Annotated in this window: 20 protein-coding genes, 1 tRNA gene and 1 pseudogene; 12 read left to right on the top strand and 10 right to left on the bottom strand. The window is 69.2% G+C overall.

The features are described 5' to 3' along the window. Positions 1-63: 63 nt before the first annotated feature. The 4 genes from ACWDOP_RS20765 to ACWDOP_RS20750 all read right to left on the bottom strand — a co-directional run bounded on the left by ACWDOP_RS20765 (position 64) and on the right by ACWDOP_RS20750 (position 2,197). Positions 64-148, bottom strand: a tRNA-Ser gene (locus ACWDOP_RS20765). A 78-nt stretch (positions 149-226) separates the two neighbouring features. Beyond that, entirely contained in the window at positions 227-637 is a 411-nt protein-coding gene (locus tag ACWDOP_RS20760) for a MarR family winged helix-turn-helix transcriptional regulator (protein WP_456346445.1), read from the bottom strand. Positions 638-797: 160 nt separating this feature from the next. Next, positions 798-1,976: an alpha-hydroxy-acid oxidizing protein gene (locus tag ACWDOP_RS20755; RefSeq protein WP_456346389.1), complete on the bottom strand. Its 1,179-nt coding sequence runs from the start codon at positions 1,974-1,976 to the stop codon at positions 798-800. Between the two features lie 83 nt (positions 1,977-2,059). Continuing rightward, positions 2,060-2,197, bottom strand: a complete 138-nt coding sequence (locus ACWDOP_RS20750) for a hypothetical protein (RefSeq protein ID WP_379008043.1) — start codon at positions 2,195-2,197, stop codon at positions 2,060-2,062. A gap of 157 nt (positions 2,198-2,354) precedes the next feature. Between ACWDOP_RS20750 and ACWDOP_RS20745 the strand changes: the two genes are divergently transcribed. Continuing rightward, positions 2,355-3,341 (top strand): NAD(P)H-quinone oxidoreductase, encoded by a 987-nt coding sequence (locus tag ACWDOP_RS20745; protein WP_456346388.1) that lies wholly within the window; start codon positions 2,355-2,357, stop codon positions 3,339-3,341. 10 nt (positions 3,342-3,351) lie between these two features. Here the strand turns inward: ACWDOP_RS20745 and ACWDOP_RS20740 are convergent, their stop codons facing one another. Then, a complete protein-coding gene (locus tag ACWDOP_RS20740) occupies positions 3,352-4,557 on the bottom strand; it encodes a cysteine desulfurase-like protein (protein WP_454200623.1) in 1,206 nt (401 codons plus the stop codon). Between the two features lie 107 nt (positions 4,558-4,664). Between ACWDOP_RS20740 and ACWDOP_RS20735 the strand changes: the two genes are divergently transcribed. From ACWDOP_RS20735 to ACWDOP_RS20705, 7 genes and pseudogenes are all read left to right on the top strand, one after another. Beyond that, positions 4,665-5,258 carry a bacterial proteasome activator family protein gene (locus ACWDOP_RS20735; protein ID WP_456346387.1) on the top strand — a complete coding sequence of 198 codons (594 nt, stop codon included), beginning with the start codon at positions 4,665-4,667 and terminating at the stop codon, positions 5,256-5,258. Between the two features lie 121 nt (positions 5,259-5,379). Further along, positions 5,380-6,204 carry a galactan export ABC transporter permease subunit Wzm/RfbD gene (gene wzm / locus ACWDOP_RS20730; protein ID WP_456346386.1) on the top strand — a complete coding sequence of 275 codons (825 nt, stop codon included), beginning with the start codon at positions 5,380-5,382 and terminating at the stop codon, positions 6,202-6,204. Positions 6,205-6,211: 7 nt separating this feature from the next. Beyond that, positions 6,212-7,027: a galactan export ABC transporter ATP-binding subunit Wzt/RfbE gene (gene wzt, locus ACWDOP_RS20725; RefSeq protein WP_454200626.1), complete on the top strand. Its 816-nt coding sequence runs from the start codon at positions 6,212-6,214 to the stop codon at positions 7,025-7,027. After that, positions 7,024-7,938: pseudogene (glfT1, locus tag ACWDOP_RS20720) on the top strand (galactofuranosyltransferase GlfT1); the annotation flags it as partial. The gene wzt and the pseudogene glfT1, both read left to right, overlap by 4 nt. A 328-nt stretch (positions 7,939-8,266) precedes the next feature. Then, positions 8,267-9,409, top strand: a complete 1,143-nt coding sequence (gene rsgA / locus ACWDOP_RS20715) for a ribosome small subunit-dependent GTPase A (protein WP_454200627.1) — start codon at positions 8,267-8,269, stop codon at positions 9,407-9,409. 242 nt (positions 9,410-9,651) lie between these two features. Continuing rightward, complete coding sequence (locus ACWDOP_RS20710) at positions 9,652-10,887, top strand: sensor histidine kinase (RefSeq protein ID WP_456346385.1); 1,236 nt, start codon at positions 9,652-9,654, stop codon at positions 10,885-10,887. Further along, positions 10,875-11,531: a response regulator gene (locus ACWDOP_RS20705; protein ID WP_456346384.1), complete on the top strand. Its 657-nt coding sequence runs from the start codon at positions 10,875-10,877 to the stop codon at positions 11,529-11,531. The genes ACWDOP_RS20710 and ACWDOP_RS20705 overlap by 13 nt, the downstream gene beginning before the upstream one ends. A gap of 42 nt (positions 11,532-11,573) precedes the next feature. Here the strand turns inward: ACWDOP_RS20705 and ACWDOP_RS20700 are convergent, their stop codons facing one another. Then, entirely contained in the window at positions 11,574-13,106 is a 1,533-nt protein-coding gene (locus ACWDOP_RS20700) for an alpha/beta hydrolase (RefSeq protein WP_456346383.1), read from the bottom strand. Positions 13,107-13,192: 86 nt separating this feature from the next. Next, entirely contained in the window at positions 13,193-14,374 is a 1,182-nt protein-coding gene (locus ACWDOP_RS20695; protein WP_456346382.1) for a serine hydrolase domain-containing protein, read from the bottom strand. A 273-nt stretch (positions 14,375-14,647) separates the two neighbouring features. On the opposite strand from ACWDOP_RS20695, the gene ACWDOP_RS20690 reads away from it, so the two are divergent. Continuing rightward, the gene (locus ACWDOP_RS20690) at positions 14,648-15,496 is read left to right on the top strand and encodes an SDR family oxidoreductase (RefSeq protein WP_454200632.1); all 849 of its coding nucleotides are present in this window, start codon (positions 14,648-14,650) and stop codon (positions 15,494-15,496) included. 96 nt (positions 15,497-15,592) lie between these two features. Here the strand turns inward: ACWDOP_RS20690 and ACWDOP_RS20685 are convergent, their stop codons facing one another. Further along, on the bottom strand, positions 15,593-17,497 hold the full coding sequence (locus tag ACWDOP_RS20685) for a glycosyltransferase (RefSeq protein WP_456346381.1): 1,905 nt from the start codon (positions 17,495-17,497) through the stop codon (positions 15,593-15,595). 178 nt (positions 17,498-17,675) lie between these two features. Beyond that, positions 17,676-18,209, bottom strand: a complete 534-nt coding sequence (locus ACWDOP_RS20680; protein ID WP_454200634.1) for a GtrA family protein — start codon at positions 18,207-18,209, stop codon at positions 17,676-17,678. Positions 18,210-18,288: 79 nt separating this feature from the next. On the opposite strand from ACWDOP_RS20680, the gene ACWDOP_RS20675 reads away from it, so the two are divergent. From ACWDOP_RS20675 to ACWDOP_RS20665, 3 genes are all read left to right on the top strand, one after another. After that, positions 18,289-19,269: a glycosyltransferase gene (locus ACWDOP_RS20675; RefSeq protein WP_454200635.1), complete on the top strand. Its 981-nt coding sequence runs from the start codon at positions 18,289-18,291 to the stop codon at positions 19,267-19,269. Positions 19,270-19,391: 122 nt separating this feature from the next. Beyond that, complete coding sequence (locus tag ACWDOP_RS20670) at positions 19,392-20,978, top strand: DUF2142 domain-containing protein (RefSeq protein WP_456346380.1); 1,587 nt, start codon at positions 19,392-19,394, stop codon at positions 20,976-20,978. Between the two features lie 63 nt (positions 20,979-21,041). Then, entirely contained in the window at positions 21,042-22,118 is a 1,077-nt protein-coding gene (locus ACWDOP_RS20665; protein WP_456346379.1) for a hypothetical protein, read from the top strand. A gap of 12 nt (positions 22,119-22,130) precedes the next feature. Here the strand turns inward: ACWDOP_RS20665 and rfbB are convergent, their stop codons facing one another. Beyond that, on the bottom strand, positions 22,131-23,135 hold the full coding sequence (gene rfbB / locus ACWDOP_RS20660) for a dTDP-glucose 4,6-dehydratase (RefSeq protein WP_456346378.1): 1,005 nt from the start codon (positions 23,133-23,135) through the stop codon (positions 22,131-22,133). Between the last annotated feature and the right edge of the window lie 251 nt (positions 23,136-23,386).

The raw sequence follows: 23,386 nt of genomic DNA, 5'->3' as shown, positions 1-23,386 counted from the left end.
TATCGATTCTCGGCCCGGGCCGAGCGATCCGCGATCCGAAACTCGAAATCGCCGATCGGGCTGCGGAAGCGGAGGGATTTGAACCCCCGGTTGCTTTCACAACGCTCGCTTTCAAGGCGAGTGCATTCGGCCGCTCTGCCACGCTTCCAGGCGCTCGATCCTAACAAGCTCACCGCCACGGGTCGCGCCGGTGTTTGGCGGGTGTCCGGCGCGCGGGTGCGCCCGCTCAGTCGGCGCGCTGGTCGGAGGCGATGTTGACCACCTCCAGCGCCCCGGCGACGGCGGCGAGCTGCTGCGGGGTGAGCATGTCCACGAAGTAGCGCCGGACCGCGGCGACGTGGCCGGGCGCGGCGGCGCGCAGGCGGCGCATGCCCTCGTCGGTGAGCTGGGCCAGCACCCCGCGCCCGTCCTCGGTGCAGGCGGTGCGCCGGACCATCTGCTGGGTCTCGAGCCGCCGGATCTGATGGGTGAGACGGCTGCGGGAGGAGAGCACGCCGTCGGCGAGATCGCTCATGCGCAGCGACCGGCCGGGCGCCTCGGACAGTTTCACCAGAATCCGGTAGTCGGCCAGGGACAGCGCACTGTCGCGCTGGAGCTGCCGGTTGAGGTCGGCCATCAAACGCTGACTGCCGTCCATGTACGCCCGCCACGCGCGCTGCTGTTCCGGGGTGAGCCACCTCGGTTCGGCCGCGACACGGCCCCCGGGTTCGACAACCACCGGCTCAGTGTAGCCAAGCGAATCGGCCCGACCGCTCCGAGCTGCGAAAACAGCACGCCCGGAACCCTTCTCGCGCGGGTCACACCCTGCTCGAGCTGATCATGGTGCGGCTCAGGTCGGACAGGGTGGTGCAGCCCGACAGCCCCATGGCCGAATCGAAGTCCGCGAGCAGGGCGCGCAGCGCGTGCCGGACGCCGTCCCGGCCCGCGATGCCGAGCCCGTACGCCCAGGGCCGGCCGTAGAGCACGGCCTTCGCGCCCAGGGACAGCGCGATCATGACGTCCGAGCCGCCGCGCACCCCGGAATCGAAGAGCACCTCGGCGCGATCGCCCACGGTGGCGACGATGGTCGGCAGGGCGTCCAGGGCGGCGATGGCGCCGTCCACCTGCCGGCCGCCGTGGTTGCTCACGATCACCGCGTCCGCGCCCGCGTCCACGCACCGGCGGGCGTCGTCGGGGTGCACCACTCCCTTGACGGCGATGGGCAGCGCGGTCCAGTCGCGCAGGCGGGAGATGTCGGCGGGCCGCAGGCCGTGGTTGCCGAACAGGCCGATCCAGGTCAGGATGGCCGCGCGCATGGCGTCGTCGCTCTCTTCCGGCGGCGCGGCCAGCTTCGCGCGAAAGACCGGATCCGCCAGGTAATTGGCGATGCCCTGCCCGTGCAGGAACGGCAGATGCCCGAGTTCGAGGTCGCGGGGCCGCCACCCCAGCGCCGGGGTGTCGACGGTGACGACGATCGCCTTGGCCCCGGCCTTCTCGGCGCGTTCGACGAACGAGCGCGCCAGCTCGGTGTCGTCGGGCCAGTACAGCTGGTACCACCACTCCCCCGCGGCCGCGCCCGCCTCCTCGATGGTCGTGGAGGCGGCGGTGGAGAGCACCATGCCGATGCCGAGTTCGCGGGTCACCTCGGCGACCACGGCCTCGCCGCGGTCGTGCAGCAGTCCGAGCACCCCGATGGGTGCGGTGAGAACGGGCGCGGCCAGCGTGGTCCCGAGCACCTCGAGGGAGAGATCGCGCGCACCGGGCGCGCTCGCGCCGCGCAGCACGCGGGGCATGAGCCGGTATTTCTCGAAGGCGGCGATGTTGGCCGCGGCCGTGCGCTCGGTCGACGCGCTGCCCGCCACGTAGGCGAAGGCCGCCGGGTCGAGCACCTCGCGGGCCCGTCGCTCCAGACCCGCCGCGGTCATCGGGAGGGCGGGCAGCGTGCCCGCGAGCCCGGCGAGATAGATCTCGTTCTGGAAGTCGACGAAACTGCTCATTGCGCAAACGCTAGCGCTTGCCACCCGTGCGCGCGGACGGTCGGAAATACTTTCCCGGAGCGTAACTTCCGGAAAGGTTCCGGTTATCGGCCGCGGCGCGGATCGCGGTCGTTGGCGCGCACGCGAACGAGCGCGCGCGGCTGGTCCGCGGCGATGAAACCGGAAATGGCCATGGCGGCCAGCAGTGTCATGGCACCCAGAGCGGTCAGAAAGCCGATCATGGATTCTCCTTTCAGGGGCATTGATTCCACGGCGCCGCACCAGCGCGTCCGGCATCGTGTCCGCCTCCACGGTGTACCACGAAGCTGACAGGATGCTGTGCGCTCGCCGAGGACGGCCTGACAGTAATCGCCCGGACGCCGTCGTAGGCTCGTTTTCATGTATGCGGTAGCGCTCGACGGTTTCGGCGATCCCGAGGTCATGGCCTGGACGCAGGTCGCGGACCTGCCCGCGCCCGGTCCCGGGGAGGTGATTGTCGAGGTCGCGGCGGCGGGGGTGAATCGCGCCGACCTGCTGCAGCGGCGCGGGCTGTATCCGCCGCCGCCGGGCGCGAGCGAGACGCTCGGGCTGGAGTGCGCGGGCACGGTGGCCGCGGTCGGCCCCGGGGTCACCGCACCGCGCGTCGGCGATCGCGTGTGCGCGCTGCTGTCCGGCGGCGGGTACGCCGAACGCGTCCTGGTGCCCGCGACGCAGGTGCTCCCGGTGCCGGACGATCTGGATGTGGTTGCGGCGGCGGCGCTTCCGGAGGTGGCGGCCACCGTCTGGTCGAATCTGGTCATGACCGCGGGCCTGCGCGCCGGGCAGTTGCTGCTGGTGCACGGCGGCGGTAGCGGGATCGGCACCCATGCCATCCAGGTGGCGCGGGCCCTGGGCGCGCGGGTGGCGGTGACGGCCGGGTCGGACGGCAAGCTCGCGCGCTGCGGGGAATTGGGCGCGGACATCCTCATCAATTACCGCGAACAGGATTTCGTGGACGTGCTGCGGGCCGAAAGTCCCGGCGCCGACGTCATTCTCGACAATATGGGCGCGGCCTATCTGGACCGGAATGTGCGGGCGCTCGCCGAGAACGGGCAGCTGGTGGTGATCGGCATGCAGGGCGGTGTGAAAGCGGAATTGGATCTGGCGACCCTGCTGGGCAAGCGCGGCACCGTCCACGCCACCAATCTGCGCCGCCGTCCGGCGACCGGTCCCGGCAGCAAGGCCGAGATCATCGCCGAGGTCCGCGAGCACCTGTGGCCGCTGGTCGCCGCGGGCGCGGTGGCGCCGATCATCTCCGCGGAGCTGCCCATCACCGAAGCGGCACAGGCGCATCGGCTGCTCGACTCGCCCGAGACCGTCGGCAAGGTGGTGCTGCGCGTCGGGTGAGGTCGGGTGACTACTTCTCCAGCGCGGTGAGCGCGCGGCCGAGCTGATCGATCTCGAACTTGGTCGTGTACGGCGCGAGGCCGATCGTGACCGCGCCGCCCTCGTCGTTCACCCCGAGCGCGTCCAGCAGGCGGCTGCCGCCGTGCGAGCCGCTCAGCGTGCCGATGCGGGCGTCGGCGAGGGTGGCCGAGACCTTCTCCGCCTGCATGCCGGCGAGGGTGAAGCTGACGGTGGGGATGCGGGTGGAGGCGCGGCCGATCACGGTCAGGTTCGGGACCTGGTCGAGCACCGTCATCAGGTGTTCGAAGAGCTGGTCGTGATAGTCCTGCAGCGAGGTGATCGACATCTCCAGGCGTTCGCGCCGGGTGCCGGTGGCGCGTTCGTCGAGCCCGGCCAGGTAGTCGATGGACGTGGTCAGGCCCGCCAGCAGCGCGTACTGGTGGCCGCCGACCTCGAGGCGTTCGGCGCCCTTGGCGTAGGGGTTGAGCGACATCGACGGGATGCGGTCCAGGAACGCGGGGTCGCGGAAGACGAGCGCGCCGATCTGCGGGCCGCCCCACGCGGGTGCGCTGAGCGCGATCACGTCGGCGTTGAGTTCATCGATGTCGATGAGCGCGTAGGGGGCGGCGCCGAAGCAGTCGGCCACCAGCAGGCCGCCGACCTCGTGGACGCGATCGGCCGCGACCCGCACCGAGGGCGCGGAGCCCACGATCGGGGAGGCCGCGGTCAGCGCGACCAGGCGGGCGGTGGGGCCGATGAGCTCCTCGAACTGCCAGGCCGGCATTTCACAGGTCTCGATCTCGACCTCGGCCCAGCGCACATGGGCCCCATAGCGATTGGCGATGCGCAGCCACGGCGCGACATTGGCCTCGTCATCCAGACGCGACAGCACGATTCCGGTGCCCAGACCCAGCCGGGAGCTCAGCGATTCGGCGAGCCAGGCCAGCAGGACCGCGCGATCCGGGCCGAGCACCACGCCCGCCGGATCACCGCCGACCAGATCCGCGACGGCTTCGCGGGCGGCGTCCAGGATGGCCGCACTGCGCCTGGCGGCGCCGGTCCGATTGGTATGCGAGAAGGCGGAGGTCCGGAATCCCGTTGATACCGCGCGGGATACCGAATCCGGAACCAGCATGCCCGCTTGCGGGTCGAGGTGGATCCAGCCGTCGCCCAGGGACGGTATGAGGCCCCGCACCCTTGCGACGTCGTAAGTCATGCTGGTCACTCTAAAGGGAACGGGCACGCCGCGGTAACGGTGTGGGGTGTTTGCTGCACTCACCAGGGCGTGAAGCAAAGGCGACCCCGTTGCGACATGATAGGGGCATGACGGAATCGGATGGGGCGCCGGAATCCATTGTCGTGATCGGCCCCGAGGGCAAGCCGCTGATCGTTCCGGCGAACGCCGGGCGCGGGGGCGAATCGGTGGAGTTCACGGGGCAGGTCGTGGGTGACGAAAACCCCGGCGAATCAGGCGAAAAGGAAGAATCGCTCGCCGATATGGTGGAGCAGCCCGCGAAGGTCATGCGTATCGGCACCATGATCAAACAGCTGCTCGAGGAGGTCCGGCACGCGCCGCTGGACGACGCCAGCCGCACCCGGCTGCGCGAAATCCACAAAACCTCCATTCGCGAACTCGAACAGGGCTTGGCCCCCGAACTCCGCGAAGAACTCGAACGCCTCGCCCTGCCCTTCAGCGACGACGTCATCCCCTCGGACGCCGAACTGCGGATTGCCCAGGCCCAGTTGGTCGGCTGGCTCGAAGGCCTGTTCCACGGCATCCAGACGGCCCTGTTCGCCCAGCAGATGGCGGCCCGCGCCCAACTGGAACAGATGCGCCACGCACTCCCCTCGGGCGCGAGCACGATCGATCCGCAGGGGCACGGTGGTCCCGCCACCGGTGGCGGGCAATACCTCTGAACAAGGTCGCGGGGGCAGCTTCCCGTCACACAGCCCGGGCCATTAGATAGGGTCGGGTGCTGTGCCTGCTGCTGCTCCCCCCGACTCGGCAACGACCGAGGTACAACCGGACAATGATCCGGTGGTGCTGAAGTCCGATTCCCAGTCCTTCGGTCGCGCGTTCAAGGACTTTCGTGACGGCTTCTCCCAGCGCGAGTTGTGGTTGGCGCTGGGGTGGCAGGACATCAAGCAGCGCTATCGCCGCTCGGTGCTCGGCCCGTTCTGGATCACCATCGCGACGGGTCTGCAGGCCGCGGCCATGGGCGTGCTCTACGCCACCCTCTTCGGGCAGTCGCTGACCTCGTACCTGCCCTACGTCACGGTCGGGCTGATCGTCTGGAACGTGATCTCGGCCAGCATCCTCGAGGGCTCGGACGTGTTCATCGCCAACGAGGGGCTGATCAAACAGCTGCCCTCGGCGCTGAGCGTGCACGTGTACCGCATGGTGTGGCGGCAGTTCCTGTTCTTCGCGCACAACCTGATCATCTACGTGGTCATGCTGGCCGCGTTCAGCATCTGGCGCGATCTGGACTGGACGGTCCTGCTCGCGATTCCGGGTCTGCTGCTGCTGTTCCTCAACGCGCTGTGGGTGACCATCGCCTTCGGCATCTTCAGCACCCGCTACCGCGACCTGGCCCCGATTCTGAGCAGCACCACGCTCATGCTCTTCGTGCTCACCCCGGTCATGTGGAAGACCACCGCGCTCACCGGCTCCGCCAGCGATCGCGCCAAACTGGCCGAGCTGATCCCGACCTACCATTACCTGGAGATCGTGCGCGCGCCGCTGCTCGGGGATCCGATCGTGCTGCGCAGCTGGCTGGTGGTCCTGGCGATCACCGTCATCGGCTGGATAGTCGCCATACTTGCCATGAAGCAGTACCGTTCCCGCGTCCCCTACTGGGTGTGAAGGCTCAATGACCGACCATGTGAGTATCGAGACCCAGAACGCGTGGGTGGAGTTCCCGATCTTCGACGCCAAATCCCGGTCGCTGAAAAAGGCGTTCCTGGGCAAGGCCGGTGGCGCCATCGGACGCAATCAGTCCGACGTGGTGGTCGTGGAAGCGCTGCGCGAGATCAACCTTTCCCTGAAGGAAGGCGATCGGGTCGGTCTGGTCGGCCACAACGGCGCGGGCAAATCGACACTGCTGCGGCTGCTTTCGGGCATCTACGAACCGTCCCGGGGCAGCGCGCGCATTCGCGGCCGCGTCGCGCCGGTCTTCGATCTCGGCGTCGGCATGGACCCCGAGGTGTCGGGCTACGACAACATCATTATTCGCGGTCTGTTCCTCGGGCAGACACGTAAGCAGATGCTCGGGAAAATCGACGAGATCGCCGAATTCACCGAATTGGGTGAGTATTTGGCCATGCCGCTGCGGACCTACTCCACCGGCATGCGCGTACGCTTGGCGATGGGCGTGGTCACCTCCATCGACCCCGAAATCCTGCTGCTGGACGAGGGGATCGGCGCGGTCGACGCCGAATTCATGAAGAAGGCGCGAGTTCGCCTGCAGGAGCTGGTGTCCCGCTCCGGCATTCTGGTCTTCGCCAGCCATTCCAATGAATTCCTGGCGCAGCTCTGCGATTCGGCTATGTGGATCGATCACGGTCAGGTACGCATGCATGGCGGCATCGAGGAAGTGGTGCGCGCGTACGAAGGCCCGGAGGCGGGCGATCACGTGGCCCAGGTGCTGCGGGATCTGGAACGTGAACCCGAACGGAATCCCGCATGACCGAGCAGATGACCCCCAACTTCGGTGCCGACGCGCGGATCGTCGCGATCGTCGTCACCCATAAACGCCGCGAACTGCTGGCCGAATCGCTGAAGGTGCTCTCCACCCAGACGCGGGCCATCGATCACCTCATCGTCATCGACAACGGCAACGAGCCCGAGGTCGGCGAACTGGTGCGCAACCAGTCCATCGAATCGACCTACCTGGGTTCGGAGCACAACCTCGGCGGCGCCGGCGGTTTCGCGCTCGGCATGCTGCACGCGCTGACCATGGGCGCGGACTGGGTGTGGCTGGCCGACGACGACGGCAGGCCCGAGGGTCCGCGGGTGCTGGAAACCCTGTTCGACTGCGCGCAGCGGCACGGGCTGGTCGAGGTGTCACCGGTGGTCGCCGATATCGACGATCCCGATCGGCTGGCCTTCCCGCTGCGCCGCGGCGTGGTGTGGCGGCGGCTGCGCTCCGAGCTGGGCGACGAGGATTTCCTGCCCGGCATCGCCTCGCTCTTCAACGGTGCGCTGGTCTCGGCGCAGGCCGTGGACGTCATCGGCGTCCCGGACCTGCGGCTGTTCGTGCGCGGTGACGAGGTCGAGGTGCATCGCAGGCTGGTGCGGTCCGGCCTGCCGTTCGGCACCTGTCTGCAAACCGCCTATCTGCACCCCAACGGTTCGGAGGAGTTCAAGCCGATCCTGGGCGGGCGCATGCACACCCAGTACCCGGACGACCCGGTCAAGAGGTACTTCACCTACCGCAACCGCGGCTACCTGATGGCCCAGCCCGGGATGCGCAAGCTGCTGCCGCAGGAACTGGCCCGGTTCGGCTGGTTCTTCCTGGTGCAGCAGAAGGATCCGCAGGGCCTCATGGAGTGGCTGCGCCTGCAGCGGCTGGGCCGGCGCGAGCAGTTCCACAAGCCGGAGCAGACCCCGCCGCAGGACCGGCCGGCCGCGCCCGAACCGAGCCGGGCCGAACCGGACAAGGCCACATCCTGACCCTGTCGCCGGGGCGAAAGCCCAGGTAGGAAAATCGGTTGCGTACCCGCGACCGACCTGACAGGGTGGTGACGTTCTTATTCGGCTCGCGGTCGCCTCGGTGACCACCCAGGGAAGAGAAGGAGGTGGATCTACGTGTTTACGACAGTGCGGATTGTCGTGCCTGCGCGAGCCCTCGCCGCGCGCGTATCCACCTCGAACCCCCTGCGCTGAGTCCGAATGACGGGCTCGGCCCGTCGAAGGACCCCCCATCATGTCTCTGGTCGATCTCGACCTGCTCAATTCCTACGGCTGGACCGCTTCCGTAGCGACCGATTACCTTCCGCTGCTCGATGATTCGGTGATTCCGGCGCGCGTGCTGCGCATGGATCGCAGCGAATGCGATGTGGCCGTTCCGTTCGCCACCACCCGTCTGCCCGACGCCACCGCGCGTATCGTGCGCGCCCGCTGCCCGCGCTCGGATTCCGAGGTCAGCGGTCTGTGCACGGGCGACTGGGTCGCGCTCGGCAGTGATTCCGGCGCGGCACCCACCACCCACCGGCTCCTCACCGACGCCGTGGTGCGGCGACTGCTGCCGCGCCGCACCGCCATTGTGCGAGCGGCGGTTTCGGGTCACTCCGACGCCCGGGCGCGCTCGGCGAGCCAGGTGCTGGCCGCCAACGTGGACACCGTCCTGCTGTGCTCGCCCGGTGACGGCGACGTGGATCTCGGGCGGATCGAGCGCATGCTCGCCCTCACCTGGGAATCCGGGGCGCAGCCGGTGGTGGTGCTGACCAAAGCCGATCTGGCCGAGGATCTTTCGCTGGATCAGGTGCGAGCGGTCGCGCCCGGGGCCACCGTGGTCGCGGTGAGCGCCGCCTCCGGTCTCGGCATGGAGGTGCTGACGGCGCTGCTGGAGGGCACCGTCGCACTGCTCGGGCCGTCCGGCGCGGGCAAGTCGACCCTCGCCAACGCGCTGCTCGGCGCGGATGTGTTCGCCACCAACGCCGTTCGCGAAGGCGACAAGCGCGGGCGGCACACCACCGTGCACCGCGAGCTCCGGCCGCTGCCCGGCGGCGGGACCCTCATCGACACCCCCGGCCTGCGCTCGATCGGGCTGTGGGATGCCACCGAGGGCCTGGGCCGCACCTTCAGCGAGGTGGAATCCCTTGCCGCGCAGTGCCGTTTCAGCGACTGCTCGCACATCGGCGAGCCGGGCTGTGCGGTGCTGGCCGCCATCGAGTCCGGGGAGCTGCCCCAGCGCAGGCTGGACAGCTTCCGCAAACTCACCCGGGAGAACGAGTGGATGGCGGCCCGCACCGATTCGCGGGCCCGCGCCGAACGCGAGAAGCAGTGGCGTGACATCAGCAAGGAACAGCGTCGCATGTACCGCCAGCGTCAGGGCGGCCGCCGCTGATCCGGCGCGGCCGCGCCCCGGCCCCGTTCCCGGCTCGGGAGCGCGGGCGGAGGCGCGGTCGCGGCGGTTCGCCGAACGGCCGAGCAGGCAGCGGGCGATCCGGGTCGTGGCCCGGGCCGAGGTTCGTGACCGCCGGGCGCGGGTGTGCCCGCGCGCCGACTTCCGCGGCATGCGGAGAATGAGAGCGTGAACGGTGCTGGTGTGGCGCGACGGGTTGAAACGAGCGTTCCAGTTATGGGCCGATGAGGTGGGCGCTGGAGCGGATACGGCGGCTGCCCGGTGCGGTGGCCTATCTGGCGATCGGTGGGATCACCGCGCTGGTGTCGATCTTCGCGGTGGTCGGGCTCGCTCTGGTCGGGATGTTGTGCCTGATCGGGGTGGGTATTCCGGCCGTCCCGGAGGCGGTGCGGGTGCTGCGGCGATTGGTGAACTTCGACCGGCGACGGGCCGCGCGCTATCTGGGTGAGCCCATCGCGCAGCCCTATCAGCCCATGTCGGGCGGGCTGCGCGAACAGCTGGCCACCGTTGCCCGGGATCCCGCGAATCTGCGGGATCTCGGGTGGCTGGTGCTGCACGCGATCACGGGCACCATCGTCGGCGCCTGTGCGGTGCTGCTGCCGATCAGCGCGCTGAACCAGGCGCTGATTCCGGCGTACTGGCGGGCCATCTCGCCCGCGACGGTCGACAACTTCGGCATCGCGGTGGATTCCTGGGGCCGGGCCTGGCTCTCGGCTCTGATCGCCCTGCCCATGATCTGGCTGGCGCTGCAGGTACCCGCCATCGCGCGCTGGCAGGCGCGCGCGGCGGCGGCGCTGCTGGCCCCGGCCGACGGGGCCGAACTCGCGCACCGGGTGGCCGAGCTGACCGCGACCCGGGCGGCGGCGCTGGACGCGCACGGGGCGGAGCTGCGGCGGATCGAGCGGGATCTGCACGACGGGGCGCAGGCCCGGATCGCGGCGGTGATCATGCAGCTGGGGCTGGCCGAGCAGCTGCGCGGCGCGGATCCGGCGGCGGCGGACGCCATGGTGCGCACGGCCCAGGACACCGCGACCGCCGCGCTCGCGGAACTGCGCGACGTGGTGCGGACCGTGTATCCGCCGGTGCTGGCCGATCGCGGATTGGCCAGCGCCGTCTCGGCATTGGCGGCCCGCTCACCCATACCCTGCGTGGTCGATATCGAGCCGGGCGCGCGGCGGCCCGCCGCGGTGGAGGCCGCGGCCTACTTCGTCATCGCCGAGGCGCTCACCAACGCCACCAAACACTCGCGGGCCGAGCATGTTTCGGTCCACCTGGGCGGAACGCCCGAACTGCTGGCGCTGACCATCACCGATGACGGGATCGGCGGGGCGCACGAGACCGAGGACGGCGGGCTCGCCGGCATCCGGCGGCGGGCGCGGGCCCTGGACGGGGACATGCGGCTCACCAGTCCCGCCGGTGGCCCTACTGTGGTGCGCGTGGAGTTGCCATGCGGGTCGTGATCGCCGAGGACGACGCCCTCCTGCGCGAGGGTCTGGTCCTGCTGCTGCGCACCGCCGGTATCGAGGTGGTGGCGGCGGTCGACAATGCCGGGGATTTCCTGACCCTGGTGACCGCCGACCGCCCCGACGCGGTGGTGGTGGATGTGCGCATGCCGCCGACCTTCACCGACGACGGACTGCGAGCCGCGGTGCGGGCCCGCGAGATTCACCCCGGACTGCCGGTGCTGGTGCTCTCGAACTGGGTGGAGGACAGCTATGTCGCCGAACTGCTCGGTGACGGTTCCGGCGGGGTCGGGTATCTGCTCAAGGAGCGGGTCGGCAGGGTCGACCGCTTCCTGGAGTCCCTGCGCCGGGTCGCGGACGGCGGCACCGCCATGGATCCCGAGGTGATCTCGCAGCTACTGGTTCGCCGCAAGTCCGACGATCCCCTGGCGGCGCTCACCCCGCGCGAGCGCGAGGTGCTGGCCCTGATGGCCGAGGGCCTGGACAACGCGACGATCGCCGCCCGCCTGGTGGTCTCCGAAGGCGCCGTCCTCAAACACATCCGGAGCATCTTCGCCAAGCTGAACCTGCACGCCGACGAGGTCGGGCACCGCCGGGTGCTGGCGGTGCTCGCGTATCTCGGCGCCGCGCCGCGCCTTTGAGCGTCACCGCGGCCCGCCCTCCGAGGGCGGGCCGCGGGCCGGTCAGTTTCCGGACTCGTCGTCCCGGCAGGTGATGTCGGTCGGGGGCAGGGTGCCGTCGGCGAAGTAGGTGTTCACCGCACCCCAGGCGCAGGTGTTCCGGTAGCGGCCGTACACGCTGTGGATGTCCACGTTCTCGAGGGTCACCAGGCGAGAACCGGTGAGCGCCTTACGCATCGCCACGCCGTTGGCGTACGAGGTGCGGGTGTCGCCGGTGGCCTGCACGATCAGGGCGGGTAGCGCGTTGCCGATCGTCGTCGGCTCCTCGGCGGGTGCGGGCCAGAACGCGCACGGGGTGATGTTGTTGGCGAACGCCCCGAAGATCGGCTGGGTGGCCCGGGCCGCCTCGATGTTGCGCCAGTACCAGGCGGGATCGCGGGGCACACCCACATCGCCGCACATGATGGTCATCTGCGCGGACAGGTTCTCCGGCTTGCCGTTCAGCATGCGATCGATGGTCGCCGCGAGCTCCGCGTCGGGCGTCACCGCCTTGCCCGCGGCCGCGTCGAGGTAGAGGCGCACGTGCGCGGACGTCGTCGGATAGTTGCGCGCGTCGTCGAGCACGGTGAACAGCAGCATCGGCAGCCAGTGCTCGTCCACATCGAATTCGCCTATCCGGAGCGGCTTCTCGGCCGCGCCGCGAATCATGGTCTCGACGGTGGCGCGGACCTGCGCGCGGGTCGCGCCGAAGTGGTACTCGCCGTCGCGGGCCGCGGCCCAGTCCGCCCACCGGTCCAGGGCCGCCTCGTTGGCGGGACCCATGTCCTGCATCATCCCGACCGCGCCGTAGCGCTCGGGATCCACCGCGCTGTCCAGCACCATGCGGTCGCTGCGCTCGGGGTACATCTGCATGTAGACCGCGCCCAGGTACGTGCCGTAGGAGGTGCCGAAGTAGTTGATGCGCTCCTGCCCCAGCACGCCGCGCACCACATCCATATCGCGGGCGGTGTTGCGGGTGGAGATCGAGGCCAGCCGATCACCCTGGTTCGCAACGCATTCGGCGGCCAGCCGGCCCTGGGTCACGACCGACTCGGCGAACCCCGCGCCGTCCACGCCCGCCGATTGCAGGCCGAAACCGGTGGTCCAACCGCAGTCGATCGGCGTCGACCGGCCGACCCCGCGCGGGTCCATGCCGATGAGGTCGTAGCCCGCGCGGACCTCGGGCGTCATGGCCGGGAGCAGGCGGATGAACTGGTCGAGCCCGGATCCGCCCGGGCCGCCGGGGTTGGACAGCATGACGCCGCGACGTTGCGCGGGATCGGTGGCGGCGATGCGGGAGATGGCGATGGTCATCGTCTTCCCCTGCGGCTCCGCGTAGTTCACGGGAACGGTGATGTCGGCGCACTGCGCGCCCACCTCGTCCAGCGCCTGCACACCGCAAGCCACCCAATTCGGGTGCTGCCCGTAGTAGCGGCCCAGGTCGGCCTCGGTGGCGGCGGCCGGCGGCGCGGCGACCACCCGGTCCACCACCACCGCACCGGTGACGGCGGCCAGCGCGGTGGCGGCGGCGGTGATGAAGAGCTTTCCGCTGTGCAAGATGAATTCCTCTCGGGGGCAGGGCAAATGACGCGCGGGCGTGGAAGCACGCCGGCGCGGGGAGTGGTGCCGCGGAAGCGCCGGGGTCAGGAACAGACCGCGGTATCGAGTGCCGCGGTCACCTTCTCGGCCTGCGCTTCGCTGACCGGCAGCTGATTGACGATGACGGTCACCGCGGTGCCCGCGGCGGTGACGCCGTTGCGGGTCTCGAACCCGGGGATGCTGCCGCCGTGACCCCAGACCTCCGCGCCGCAGGACACGGGTTGGCGGATCAGGCCGAGGCCGTAGCCCGCCCCGGGCATGCGGTCGAACGGCACGGTCACCCGCATCTCGGCGAGCAGGTTCGCGGGCAGCAGTTCCCCCGCGAGCAGGGCGCGGAAGAAGCGATTGAGGTCGGCGCCGGTGGCGACCATGGCGCCGGCCGCGCCGCCCCAGGACGGGTCGAGGTCGGTGAAATCGACGCGCTCCCCGGTTCTTTCCTCGTATCCGCGCGGATGCGGACCGCGGATGACCTGTTCGCCGTCCGCCGGGAAGTAGGTGTCGCGCAGGCCGAGCCGATCCAGTACGCGGGTCTGGATCTCGGCGGCGACGGGTTGTCCGGTCACCTGCTCGACGAGCATCCCGAGCAGGATGTAGTTGGTGTTCGTGTACACCGAGCGGGCACCGGGCTCGTACTGCGGCGGCAGGCTCATGGCGATGTCCACCAGCTCGCGCGGGGTGAAGTGCCGGGTCCGCAGCTCGGCCGCGTCCCCCCGCAGCTGCGGCGAATTCGGCTCGTGGGCCGCCGCGGGATCACCGCTCGCCAGATAGTCCGGCAGCCCGGTGGTGTGCTGGAGCAGCTGCCGCACGGTGATCCGGGTGCCGTCGTTGCCGTTGCCGCGCACCACGCCCGGCAGATACTTCTCCACCGGATCATCCAGGGCCACCGCGCCTTCGGCGACCAGCTGCATGATCACCACGGCCACATACGTCTTGGTGTTGCTGCCGATCCGCACGCGGGCGTCGGCGGCGAACTCCGCGCCGGTGCCGAGATCGGCCCGCCCGGCGGTGCGCGCGCGCTGTCCGCCGGCGTCGGTGATCACCACCTGCACGCCCGGGAACCCGGCGTCCACCACCTCGGCGAGGGCCGTCCCCAGCGCGTCGTCCCGGTCCCGGGCGGCGGGCGCGGCGCCCGGGTCCGCACTCGCGCAGGCGGCCGTCGCGAGGACGGCCAGTACGCCGATCACGGCCGGCGCGCGGCGCGCGCGGTACCCCCGAAATGTCGTCATGAGAAGGCGTTCCTCCTGTTCGGACCGGTTTTCCCGGCTCCCATCGAGCCTAGGAATCCGGGGCCGCGATTCCGATGCCGCACACGCCCTTCTCTCCGGTGGCGCGGACCGGACGGCCGAGGTAGCGCAGGCACTACCCCCGACACCCATATGCACCTAGTTGCATAGAGGCCGAAATCGGCCTACTGTCCGGATTGGAGGGTTTTCGCTCCGTTCGCGCACGGACGCGCGGATCATCGAACCCGGGGCGAAAGCAGAGAGCAGGGAGCCGAGATGACCGAAGCACTCAAGCCGCTGGCGGGCCGGACCATGATCATGTCGGGCGGCAGCCGCGGCATCGGGCTGGAGATCGCCAAGCGCGCGGCCGCCGACGGCGCGAACATCACGCTGATCGCCAAGACCGATCAGCCGCATCCCAAGCTGCCGGGCACGATCCACACGGCGGCAGCCGAATTGGAATCCGCGGGCGGCACGGTGCTCAAGTTCGTCGGGGACGTGCGCGACGACGGCGCGGTGGCCGAGGCCGTGCAGCGCACGATCGCCACCTTCGGCGGGATCGACATGGTGGTGAACAACGCCTCGGCGATCGACCTGTCCCCCACCGAGATCCTGCCGATGAAGAAGTACGACCTCATGCAGGACATCAACTGCCGCGGCAGCTTCCTGCTGTCCAAGCTCAGCATCCCGGCGCTGCGGGAGTCCGCGCAGACCGGGCGCAATCCGCACATTCTCACCCTGTCGCCGCCGCTGAACCTGGACCCGAAATGGGCGGGCGGCTCGCTCGGCTACACCATCGCCAAGTACGGAATGTCGCTCACCACACTGGGATTGGCCGAGGAGCTGCGCAAGTACGGCATCGGCGTGAACTCGCTGTGGCCGCGCACCACCATCGCCACCGCCGCGGTGCGGAACCTGCTCGGCGGCGAGGAGATGGTCGCCACCTCGCGGACGCCGGACATCTACGCGGACGCCGCGTACCTGGTGCTCACCTCGCCGGCCAAGGAGACGACCGGCAACTTCTTCATCGACGACGACGTGCTCGCCGCGCACGGCATCACGGACCTGGACAAGTATCGCGTGGTGCCGGGCGATGGCCCGCTGTCCACGGATCTGTTCCTGTAGACGGGTTTCCGCGGCATACGCTCCGAATACCGGGGCGGCACAACGCGAAAGAACCCGAGAGCGATCTCGGGTTCTTTCGTTCCGCCGGGCGGGGGGCTACTTGCCGGAATCGATTCCGTACAGCCGCTCCCAGTTCGCGCGGCTGGTGAGCTCGGGCATGGCGGCCCGCCAGCGCCGCTGCAGATCGGGCAGTTCCTTGCGCAGCTTCTTGAGCACCCGGTAGGCGCGGATCAGCAGCTTGCGGGCGGTCTCCTTGTCGCGGTGGCGAACTCGCACACCCGACTGCGAGGCATCGGTGACCACCACGTCGCCGAACAGGCCGACGTGCCACCAGTGCGCGTCCTCGCGGGTGACCGCCACCGGACCCGGGATCACCCGGCCGGTCCACTGGTTCAGCGCCCGCTTGAACAGGATCAGCAGCGGGCGGCTGGGCTCGCCGCCGGCCCGGCGCACGTGCAGGTGCGCGTTGGGAATCGGCGAGGTCGCCGCCGGATGCTTGATGGTCTCGGCGTACTCGTTGCGCGAGCCCCGGGCCGCGGCCAGCGCGGCGATGCCGCCGTCGCGCAGGATCTCCGGGCCCTTCAGGTAGTCCTCGATGCCCTGCAGCGTGGTGTGCGCCAGCCCGTACTGCATCCCGACCAGATATTCGCCGATCTCCCGGAAGAGCTGGCGGGTAACGGCTTTGGGATCGAGCTCGGTGTGCAGCGAGGAGACGATGAGCGAGTTACGGGAGGAGAAGTAGCGCGCCCAGTCGTCGAAGTCCTTCCAGTAGAAGTCCGCGTGCCACACCGCCGCGTTCGGCATGGTGACGGTGACGAAACCGTTCTCCCGTGCGCGCAGACCGTATTCCACGTCGTCCCACTGGAAGAAGATCGGCACCGGCAGCCCGATGCGGGCGACCACCTCGGCCGGGATGAGGCAGGTCCACCAGGCGTTGTAGCCCGCGTCGACACGGCGTTCCTGATGCTTCTTGAGCATGCTGGTGTTGCGCAGCGCCTTGGCCACCTTCTGGCCGTGCCGCAGCTTGGCCAGATCGGTCTCCTCCGCGCCGACGTTGAGGAAGTCGGGGTTGTAGAGGAAGAGCATCTGCGCGCCGACCAGGGTCGGCTCGACGGTCATGTTCGCGAAGGCGTTGAGCCGCAGCACCGTTTCCGGTTCGCACAGGATGTCGTCATCCATGAGGATGACGTCGGCGTGCTCGTTGGCCGAGGAGACCTCGTAGAGGCCGCGGGTGAAGCCGCCCGCCCCACCGAGATTCGGCTGGCGCAGGTAACGCAGCTTGTCCCCGAGTACCGGCGCGGTCTCCTGGAAGACCGGCTGATCCTGCACCAGATCGCTGCCCTGATCCACGACGTACACCGCGTCGATGGCCTCCAGCACGGTGGCGTCCGAGGCCAGCGCCGCGACCGTGTTCGCGCAGTCCGGCGCGCGGTTGAACGTGCAGATCGCGATGGCGACCGGCCGCACCGTCTCGGGCGCGGGCGCGCTCCAGGCCAGATCGGAGATGAGGACGTCGCCGCCGATGGCATCGAATTCCAGCCACAGCGCGCCGCCGTCGATGTACATGTCCAGCGCGGTGCTCAGCACCACGCGGCCGTCCTCGCGGGTCTCCGCGGTGGCGACCACCCGCCGGTGCCCGGCGATGTCCGAGGCGGCCAGGCGCACCTTGGTGCGGCCGCCCACCTCCAGGGTCATCGCGACCTCGACGGCGGTGACGGTGGTCCAGCGCTGCCAGTAGCTGGCGGCGAACCGGCCGAAGTAGGTGTTCGTGGTGGCGGTGGCGCCCTTGTCCAGGCGCAGGCTGAAGCGCTCGCGATGCGCCTTGCCGCCCTTCACCACCGCGTATAGATCGTCGCTGATCCGGGGAGCCGGTCCGGTGAACAAACCGCGTTGCAGCACCAGCCGCTCGGGCGCGACATGATCCGCCCGCAGCGTCGCGGGGGCTCCGGCGGTCTGCCGGTCATTGATTTCGGTCACGGCTTGGCCAGCCGACGCATCCATGAATCCCTCGACATCGCTCGAAAACTTTCAGATACCGGCAATACCCTGACGTGGACCAACACCCACTGTCACGCACGGCGCGCAGAGAATAACAGTATTCAATTCTCTCCGCTGCGCTGCGGCGGGGTCACGGCCGCTTCGTCCCGTACGCGCCCCAGGGTTCGCCACGTCGCGCCACTCAGTCCAGAACCCGGGCGGGCTGCGAACTTTCGTCGTTTTCCGGTGTTCCGGTGAAGACGAATTTGTCGTAGGCCCAGTAGCGGAACAGCACCGCGACAGCCTGGCCGACCAGTGTTCCGGAGATGTTGTCCGCCAAGGGACTCGACAGTTCGAGCACGTATCGGGAGAACCCGAGGCAGCTCAATTGCAGGCCGATGGCGATCACATTGAACACCGCGTACAGGACGTATTCGCGGGCCGCGGATCCGCCCTTCTTGTGCGCGAAGGTCCACCATTTGTTGCCGAAATAGGTGACGACCGTGGCGACGCCGATCGCGATGATCTTCGCGACGATGGGCCGGTCGAACAGCACGCCCTCCCCGCCCCAGAACACCAGCAGGTTGTAGGTGCCCGCGTCGACGGCCAGGCCGATCAGACCGACCACGAGAAAGGCGCTGCCCTGCTTGAGGGTGGTGCGCACCTTGTCCGCGAATGACACGGGGACGGTATCGGCGGGGCTGGGATCGACGGCCGCCGGCTCACTGCTGGACACTCGGCGACGGTACCCCAGCCATCTCGGGTACCCTCCCCGTGTTCGTATTCGCCTACCGATCACATCGAGGATTGACCGGGTGGACCCCACCGAGCTTCGCATTGCCGCAGTTGTCCCCTGCCACAACGAAGAGGCCTCGGTCGCGAAGGTCGTCAGCGACCTCAAAGCCGCCGTGCCCGGAATCGTCGTGTACGTCTACGACAATCGCAGTACCGACGCGACCGCCGAGAAGGCGCGCGAGGCGGGCGCCATCGTGCGCCACGAATATCGCAAGGGCAAGGGCAATGTCGTCCGTCGCGCCTTCGCCGATATCGAGGCCGACATCTATTTGATGATCGACGGCGACGACACCTACGACGCCGCCGCCGCACCGCGGATGATCGAGGCGCTGCTGTCCGGCCCGTACGACCACGTGCTGGGCGTACGCAGAGAATCGGCGGGCGAATCGGCCTACCGGCCCGGCCACGAGACCGGCAACAAGGTGCTCAACGGCGTGGTAGCCCAGGTGTTCGGCGAGAACGTCGAGGACATGCTCTCCGGCTACCGCGTCTTCTCGCGGCGGTTCGTGAAGAGCTTCCCCGCGGTGTCGCGCGAATTCGAGATCGAGACCGAACTGACGGTGCACTCGCTGCACCTGCGCGTGCCGCAGACCGCGGTGCCGGTCGGGTTCAAGGACCGGCCCGAGGGCAGCGAGTCGAAGCTGCGGACCTATCACGACGGCTTCAAGATTCTGCGCCTGATCATCGGGCTGGCCCGGCACGAGCGGCCCGTGGCCTTCTACGGCCTGTTCGGCACCCTGGCCTGGATCCTGTCGATCGTGCTCATCACGCCGATAGTGATCGAGTTCTACCGGATTCACGAGGTGCCGCGCTTCCCCACGCTGTTCCTCGGCTTCACGCTGCTGCTGCTGGGCAGCCTAGCCTGGACCGCCGGCCTGGTGCTCGACGGCATCCGCCGCTCCCGGCACGAGGCCGCGCGCCTGATGTACCTGCGTTACTCGGCCGTCGGCGCGGCCGCCGAGCACGAGGCGCAGGACTGCTCGGGCGGTAGCAGGCGATGACCGTTCGCACCGAGCCGGACGCCACGCGACCCGGGGAGGAGCCGAGCGAATCCGCCACTCCCGCTGCGGGAGCCCGGCCCCTTACCGAGCAACCGGGCGAGCGTCCAGCACAATCGGACACCGTGGGAACAGAATCGAGCGCCGCCGGCACCGTCGCCGAGACCGGCGCGGCAACCGCCCCGAACGGGACCGAGTCCGGTACGAGAACGACCGGCGCGGAATCGACGACGGAAGCGAGTGGCCGCGCGGCCGCGTTCGCCCGGATCGAGCAGCGCTTCGGCGCGGCGACCGTGGCCTTCCTGGTGCTGGCCGGCATTTTCGGCGCCGTGTTCTCGGTACTCACCCCACCCTTCTGGGGACATGACGAGATCACCCAGTTCGGGCGCGCCTACCAGGTCGCGCAGGGGCAGATCACGCCGCAGCAGATTCAGGACGATCGCGGGCCCGCGTGGGGCGGCGACGTACCGATCAGCGTCGACGCGCTCATGTCGTTCGCGTTCGACGACTACCGCAACAACACCGACGAGCCCGACCCGATGGTGGTGGACCGGGCGGCGTACGACAAGCTCGGATCCCTGCCGGTGTCCACGGCCACGACGCAGGTGTGGTTCACCAACACCGCCGCCTACTCCCCCGTCCCGTATCTGCCCGCCGCCGCGGGCATTCGGATCGCCGAGGCGCTCGACCTGAACGTCGGCGGCCTGGTGCTGGCCACCCGCTGGGCCGGGTTGCTCGCCTACCTGGTGATCGTCGGCTTCGCGGTGCGCGTGCTGCGCGGGCACCGCGTGCAGTGGCTGGCGCTGACCGTCGCCGTCCTGCCCATCGCGGTGTTCCAGGCGGGCACCGTGACCGCCGATACCGTGACCAACGCGCTCGCCCTGCTGGTCTCGGCCTTCATCGTCAAGGGCGTGTTCCTCGGGCAGCGCCTGTCCCGGCCGGAAACGGTGTTCGCGCTGACGGCCACCGTCCTGCTGCCGGTCTGCAAACCGACCTACGTGCTGCTGGCCATGCTCACCGTGCTGATTCCCGCCGGGCGCTTCGGTTTCGGCGATCCCGACCGCCCGGCGCTCTGGCAGCGGGCGCTGCCGTGGGTGTGCGCGGTCGTCGGCGGCGGGGTGTTCGCGGTGTGGATGAAGATCGCGGCGCCGACCGGCGACGGCATGAGTCTCATGCGCCCGCAGGAACAGTGGGGCTCGGTGCGCCCGGGGGATCAGCTGAAGGAGATCCTCGGCGATCCGATCCAGTTCCTGAGCGTGTTCGGCGACAGCATCGCCCGTCGCGACCAGCGCTGGTTCACCCAGTTCTTCGGCGAACTCGGCTTCGCGTACATCGACGTGCCGGCGCTGACCATCGTGGCCAGCCTGCTGGCCTTCGCGGTGAGCGCGGGCATCGCCGACCGCATGGTCGGGGACCGGCTGCGCGTCTGGCTGATCCTGCTCACCATGGTCGCCAGCGTCGCGATGATCTACGTGACCCTGTACATGTCCTTCACGCCCGTCGGCTATTTCATCATCGACGGCGTCCAGGGCCGCTACTTCGTCCCGCTCGCACTGCTCACCCTGGCGGTGTTCCTGCGCTGGATGCCGTTGCGGCTCACCGGCGCCGATGGCCGGACCCCGGTGCGCGGCCCGGCCATCGTCGTCACCGCCGCCACCGCGGTCGCGCTGCTGGCGGCGGTCGTGAAGTACTCCACCATCGTCTGGGGCTGACCTTCACGATTTCCGCACACGACCTCCACCGCACCACCCCCGAACGCTCGATAGCGTTCGACCATGAAGCGAAAAGGACGGCCGCGCAAGCTCTTCGCGGCCGTGGGGGCGAGATGGCACAGCTGGTCACGATGGCGCCGGGCCGGGGTGATCGTGCTGCTCGTCCTGGCCGCCCTGCTGACACCCGTCGGCGGGGCGGCGCTGTATCTGCGCCTGCAGTACACCGGAACCCCCGAGGCCGATGCCCGCACCCGCGGCCGCGACGCGCTCTGGCTCGGCCACGCCTGGGTGGACGGCCGTAAGTCCGAGGCCGACGTGACCGGACTCGCGGAGCTGTTGTCCGGCACCGGGATCAAGGACCTGTACGTGCACACCGGCCCGCTCGAGCACGACGGCACCCTGCCCGCAGACCTGCATCCCCGCGCCCGCTGGTTCACCGAGACCGCGCACCGCCTGCTGCCCGGCATCCGCGTGCAGTCCTGGCTGGGCGACATCCTCGCCCCGGAATTCGACGGGATGGACGTGGCGGACGCGGCCACCCGCGCACGCGTCGCCGCCTCCGCGACCGGGGTGCTCGACCTCGGGTTCGACGGCATCCACTTCGATCTGGAACCGGTGCGGTCGGGGTCGCCCGGATTCCTGGCGCTGCTGGACCTGGTGCGCCCGATCACCGCCGGCCGCGGCGCCCTGCTGTCGGTGTCGGCGCCCGTGATCGATCCGCTGCCGGGCCTGCATTCGGTCGGCATCGCCGTGGCCGATCACGGGAAGTGGTGGTCGCAAAGCTATTTCGCCGAGGTCGCGCGGCGCTGCGATCAGGTGGCGGTGATGTCCTACGACACCGCCATGCCGGTGCAATCGCTCTACGGCGGATATCTCGCGCAGCAGACGCGATTGGCAATGGAGGTCACACCCGCGGCGGTGGATCTGCTCATGGGCGTGCCCGCGTTCTGGGCGAACGATCTCGGGCATCGCGGGAACGCGGAAACCGTGGCGACGGCCATCCACGGTATCCGGCTCGGTTCGAGCCGGACCGATGGCGGGCGCGCGAACTTCGGCGTCGCGATCTACGTGGATTTCGCGGCGACGCCGCGGGATTGGGCGGAGTATCGGCGCGATTGGGGTGAGCTCACCGCGCGGTGAGCTCGTCCGGAATCAGAGGACTTTCTCCCCCGCGGCGGCATAGGCGTTCTCGGTGCGGGATTTCTGCGCGCGCCACCAGGGTTCGTTGGCGCGATACCAGGCGATGGTCGATTCCAGGCCCGCGCGGAAGTCGCCGAAACGGGGCGCCCAGCCGAGTTCGGTGCGCAGCAGGGTGGCGTCGATGGCATAGCGCTGATCGTGACCGGGGCGATCGGTGACGTGATCGAAATCGTCGGCCGGACGGCCGAAGCCCTCGAGAATCAACTCCACGACCGATTTGTTGTCGCGTTCGCCGTCGGCCCCGATGAGATAGGTCTGGCCGATGCGGCCGCGGTCGATGATGTCCCACACCGCGGTGTTGTGGTCCTGCACGTGGATCCAATCCCGAACCTGGTGTCCCGCACCGTAGAGCCGCGGGCGGATTCCGTCGATGAGATTGGTGATCTGCCGCGGAATGAACTTCTCCACGTGCTGGTACGGCCCGTAGTTGTTGCTGCAGTTGGACAGTGTGGCGCGGACCCCGAACGAGCGCACCCAGGCCCGCACCAGCATGTCGCTGGACGCCTTGGACGCCGAGTACGGGCTGGACGGGTTGTAGGGCGTGGCCTCGCTGAACGCGGCCGGATCGTCCAGTGCCAGATCGCCGTACACCTCGTCGGTGGAGATGTGGTGGTAGCGCACGTCGTACTTGCGCACGGCCTGCAGCAGCGAGTAGGTGCCGACAATATTGGTCTGCACGAAGGGCCACGGATCGGCGAGGGAATTGTCGTTGTGTGACTCGGCGGCGAAATGCACGACCACGTCGGCGGCGCCGACGAGTCGATCCACCAGCGCGCCGTCGGCGATGTCGCCGTGCACGAACTCGACGCGATCGGCGATCGGGGCCAGGGAGGCCCGATTTCCCGCGTAGGTGAGTTTGTCGAGCACGGTGACATGGACGCCGGGGCGCGTGGCCACGGTCTGATGAACGAAGTTCGCGCCGATGAATCCGGCGCCGCCGGTTACGAGCAATCGCACGGGGGCAACCCTACTCGGCGCGACCGCCACCGGGGCGCGGCGTCCACATTGCGAGCATTACACCGGTTACCGCTCGCGTGTGCGCGGAATCGGATACTCCGCCGAAACAAATTTCCGGGCGGCACGAATGCCCCATGTCCGGATTGCCCAATTTCTGGCGGACGCTCGCGAATTCCACGTTAAATCCCCCGCACTTATCACGCCCACGCTGTGACCTTTGTCACAACGACATAATTTGGTTACCGATCCGG

This window comes from Nocardia sp. NPDC003693, from assembly GCF_053981095.1.
The sequence above is the reverse complement of the archived record's forward strand: the minus strand, read 5'-3'. Positions and strand labels throughout refer to the sequence as shown.

Coding starts and splice junctions, on each gene's coding strand:
- ACWDOP_RS20760 (WP_456346445.1), bottom strand. CDS start 637: ATGGACGGCAGTCAGCGTTTGATGGCCGACCTCAACCGGCAGCTCCAG.
- ACWDOP_RS20755 (WP_456346389.1), bottom strand. CDS start 1,976: ATGAGCAGTTTCGTCGACTTCCAGAACGAGATCTATCTCGCCGGGCTC.
- ACWDOP_RS20750 (WP_379008043.1), bottom strand. CDS start 2,197: ATGATCGGCTTTCTGACCGCTCTGGGTGCCATGACACTGCTGGCCGCC.
- ACWDOP_RS20745 (WP_456346388.1), top strand. CDS start 2,355: ATGTATGCGGTAGCGCTCGACGGTTTCGGCGATCCCGAGGTCATGGCC.
- ACWDOP_RS20740 (WP_454200623.1), bottom strand. CDS start 4,557: ATGACTTACGACGTCGCAAGGGTGCGGGGCCTCATACCGTCCCTGGGC.
- ACWDOP_RS20735 (WP_456346387.1), top strand. CDS start 4,665: ATGACGGAATCGGATGGGGCGCCGGAATCCATTGTCGTGATCGGCCCC.
- wzt (WP_454200626.1), top strand. CDS start 6,212: ATGACCGACCATGTGAGTATCGAGACCCAGAACGCGTGGGTGGAGTTC.
- rsgA (WP_454200627.1), top strand. CDS start 8,267: ATGTCTCTGGTCGATCTCGACCTGCTCAATTCCTACGGCTGGACCGCT.
- ACWDOP_RS20710 (WP_456346385.1), top strand. CDS start 9,652: ATGAGGTGGGCGCTGGAGCGGATACGGCGGCTGCCCGGTGCGGTGGCC.
- ACWDOP_RS20705 (WP_456346384.1), top strand. CDS start 10,875: ATGCGGGTCGTGATCGCCGAGGACGACGCCCTCCTGCGCGAGGGTCTG.
- ACWDOP_RS20695 (WP_456346382.1), bottom strand. CDS start 14,374: ATGACGACATTTCGGGGGTACCGCGCGCGCCGCGCGCCGGCCGTGATC.
- ACWDOP_RS20690 (WP_454200632.1), top strand. CDS start 14,648: ATGACCGAAGCACTCAAGCCGCTGGCGGGCCGGACCATGATCATGTCG.
- ACWDOP_RS20685 (WP_456346381.1), bottom strand. CDS start 17,497: ATGGATGCGTCGGCTGGCCAAGCCGTGACCGAAATCAATGACCGGCAG.
- ACWDOP_RS20665 (WP_456346379.1), top strand. CDS start 21,042: ATGAAGCGAAAAGGACGGCCGCGCAAGCTCTTCGCGGCCGTGGGGGCG.